Annotated in this window: 3 protein-coding genes; 2 read left to right on the forward strand and 1 reads right to left on the reverse strand. The window is 43.7% G+C overall.

Annotation, left to right across the window (positions count from 1 at the left end; genetic code table 11):
• Positions 1–1385, reverse strand: a 1385-nt coding sequence (locus tag Q0314_RS05245; RefSeq protein ID WP_298057287.1) for a flagellar assembly protein A, incomplete at its 3' end; no start/stop codon positions are given.
• Positions 1386–1495: 110 nt separating this feature from the next.
• On the opposite strand from Q0314_RS05245, the gene murJ reads away from it, so the two are divergent.
• Positions 1496–2896, forward strand: a complete 1401-nt coding sequence (murJ, locus tag Q0314_RS05250) for a murein biosynthesis integral membrane protein MurJ (RefSeq protein ID WP_298057288.1) — start codon at positions 1496–1498, stop codon at positions 2894–2896.
• A partial coding sequence (cysS, locus tag Q0314_RS05255; protein ID WP_298057290.1) for a cysteine--tRNA ligase occupies positions 2883–3744 on the forward strand: 862 nt, incomplete at its 3' end. The genes murJ and cysS, both read left to right, overlap by 14 nt.

Raw genomic sequence — 3744 nt, forward strand, 5'->3', positions numbered from 1 at the left:
ACTAAAATTTTATTATTTACGCCCTTTAGTTTTTTTATCTCTAGCGTGTCAGCGATTATGATGTTTGAGTTTGATACGAGCGTGTCTATGATGACGCTTTCGGCAATTATCTCTCCGCCGATCACTGATTTTATCACGACTTTTTTAGCTTTTACTTTGCCGCCTTCTAGCCTATCTATTTCGACGTATTCGCCGTCAAAGCTACCGATATGTACGGCGATTTTCGCATCTTTTGCTTCGATGAGGGCTTTGGCATGGGTTTGTCCGCCGATTACTACTTTATTTGCCTTTACTACGGCGTTTGCGGCGACGTTTCCATCGACGTTTACTTCGTTTGCCTCGACCGTCATACCAGTGCCTATGGCGTCTTTTGTTAGGTCTTTTTCCTTTACGTTTAGCGTTACGTTGGTATCTAGTCCAGTATCGACCGAGCCTGTGGTTTTAAACGAAATTTCATTTACGTCAAGCTCGTCTTTGATATCAAAAACACCTTTTTCCTCTTGGACGTAGCCAGCCTTTTTGGAGTAAAATTCTATCCCCTCTTCGCCTTCTTTCGAGTATATATTTTCGGTATGTTCGGGCATTTTCGTTATTGTTATTTTAGGCTTTTGCGTCGGCAGTAGATTTCCCCTCACGTCGCGGCCGTTTGCGCCCTCTCTTAGTTTTACGTATTCAAATATCAATTCATTTTCGGTTACGCCTAGCAAATAGCCTCTGTTTGCGTAGTCGACCTTGTCGTTTTCATCTGTGGATTTATTTTTATTTTTATAGTAAAACACCAGCGCGTCGTCTGCCGACGGATTTACGTTTACGCCTGCGGTCACGATAAAGGTGTAGTCTTTGTCGATAAATTCTTTTACTCTTAAAACCGAATAAATTTTAGCGACCTCTTCTAGCATCGTTTTGTTTCTGATGCCCACTAGAATGCCTACTTTTATCAGCTTTTTGTAGATAAAATTTATCAGCTTTTTGTCAAATTCTTTAAAATAAACCGTGTCGGCGTTTTGCGAAACCGTGGCTAAAATTTTGGTTAAATTTTTATTTGCATTTATGGCGACATTAGGCAAAGGCGTTGGTTTTACCTGCCTAGTATCGTAAAATTTAACCAGATAGTTTTGTTTTATACTTTCTACTTTTTCTACGAAAAAATTATCATCGTCAAAGATATTTAGTTTTTCCGCAGGGATTTGGCGAGGCTGGCTCTCGCCCGCCACCTTACACTCTGTTTTGATCTCTATGATATCAAAATCTATAAATTTGCTATCGACGCCGAAGTGTTTTGCTAAATTTAATATCTCGCCGTACGGATTGGCGGTCTCAGACTCTATCTCGGCTAGGAAGTTTTGTTGCGCGTTTTGGTTTTCTGGCACGTGATACTCTCGCAATTTTTTGATTTTTAGTCGATTATCTCTAAAATTTCATTAAAAACTCTTGATTTTACGTCTTTTAAAACTAAATTTGCCTATCATTGCGCTAAAAATTTACTAGGATTTTCGTGTTTATCAAAGGCTTTTTTTCAAATAGCATCGGCATCATGGTTTCGCGAGTTTTAGGGCTCGTGCGCGACCTGCTCACGGCTTCTACTTTAGGTGCGGGCATTTACAGCGATATATTTTTCATCGCGTTTAAGATACCCAATTTATTGCGCCGTATCTTTGGCGAGGGGGCCTTTGCTAACGCCTTTTTGCCAAATTTTACGAAATCAAACAAAAAATCGCTCTTTAGCGCCGAGATTTTTCTTAAATTTCTAGCCTTTATCGGCATTCTCACGCTTTTGGTAAATTTATTTGCTCCATTTTTTACCGCCGTTATCGCCACGGGCTTAGGGCCTAGCGACATAAACGAAGCCGTCCCGCTCGTAAAGATCAACTTTTACTACTTAGCGCTAATCTTTGCCGTTACTTTTTTAGCCTCGCTTTTGCAGTATCGCGGGCACTTTGCGACGACGGCATTTTCGACCGCTTTGCTAAATTTAGCCATGATCGGTTCTCTAATCTTAGCTCGCGGACAGGAGCCTAAAATCGTAGCTTATTATCTTAGCTTTGGCGTCGTAGTGGGCGGCGTTTTGCAACTCATTGCACACCTTATCGCGCTTAAATTTAACGGAATCTCAAAGCTATTTTTTGGCGGCTTAGTTAAATTTGCCCGCGGCAAAAGAGCCGATACGAAGGGCTTTTTTAGCAACTTTTTCCACGGTCTAGTCGGATCATCCGCGATGCAGCTAAGCTCGTTTATGGATACGTGGCTGGCGTCGTTTTTGGCGGCAGGCTCGATCAGCTATCTTTTCTACGCCAACCGCATTTTTCAGCTGCCTTTAGCGATATTTGCGATCGCGCTTTCGACTGCGCTTTTTCCTAAAATCACGCGCCAGATCAAGGCCGGTAACGAAGCCGAAGCTCTAAAATGGATGCGAAAAAGCTTTGAAATTTTATATTTTCTGCTTTTTGCGGCGGCTATCGGCGGTATCATTTTAGCCGAGCCTATCATCAAGCTGCTTTTTGAGCGCGGAAGCTTCACGCAGGCCGATACGGCGGCGACCGCAAGCGTCTTGGCGGCATATATGATCGGACTTTTGCCCTTTGGACTCGCCAAGCTTTTTTCGCTTTGGCTTTATGCGCATTTGCAGCAAAAGCTAGCCTCTAAAATCGCCGTTATAACGCTCGTTTTTAACCTCGTTTTAGCAGTCGCGCTGATGCAAATTTATGGTGCGTTCGGACTAGCGCTTGCTAGCTCGCTGGGCGGGTTTTTGACGCTAGTTTTAAACGTCAAATTTTTTGGGATAAGGAAATTTTTAGCTATAATTGAGCCTAAAAAAACAACGCTTTTAAGCGCGGTTTTGGTTTTAGAAGCAGTGATTTTGATATTTTTAAGGAAATTTTTAGATGCAAATTTTTGATAGCGTAAAGAGAAAAAAAGTAGAATTTGAGCCCGTAAAAAGCGACTTTGTGCGCATTTACGTCTGCGGGCCGACGGTTTATGACGACGCGCATTTAGGACACGCCAAAAGCGCGATTAGCTTTGATTTGCTTAGACGCACGTTAAGCGAGCTTGGATACAAGGTCAAATTCGTGCGAAACTACACCGATATCGACGATAAAATTTTAAAGAAAATGAGTGAGAGCGGCGAGAGTCTGGAGGCAATCACGGATAGATACATCGCAAGCTACGAGCGCGATATGAGCGCGCTTAACGTGCTTGAGCCAGATGTCAAACCAAAAGCGACGCAGACGCTAAAAGAGATGATAGGCTACATCGAAATTTTGCTAAAAAACGGCTTTGCTTACGAGATCGCGGGCGACGGCATATACTTTGACACCGCAAAAGACGCGGAGTATCTGAGCCTGAGCGGTAAATTTGACACCGAGGCAAACGTCGCTCGCGTGGCTAGTAGCGACGAAAAAAAGGACGAAAAAGACTTCGTGCTGTGGAAATTTGACGAGAAATGGTACGAAAGCCCGTTTGGCCGCGGTCGCCCCGGCTGGCACACCGAGTGCGTCGCGATGATAAAAAAGCACCTAAGCAGCGGCGAGAAATTTGAGATCGATATCCACGCGGGCGGGCTTGATTTGCTCTTTCCTCATCACGAAAACGAGGCTGCGCAGTGCCGCTGTGCCGAGCATAAAAGCCTGGCTAAATACTGGCTTCACAACGGCTTTATCCAAGTAAATAACGAAAAAATGAGCAAGAGCCTGGGAAATAGCTTTTTCGTTAAAGACGCGCTGGAGCGAAATTTGGGCGAGGCGG

It is taken from the genome of uncultured Campylobacter sp., from assembly GCF_938040115.1.
Taxonomy (GTDB): Bacteria; Campylobacterota; Campylobacteria; order Campylobacterales; family Campylobacteraceae; genus Campylobacter_A.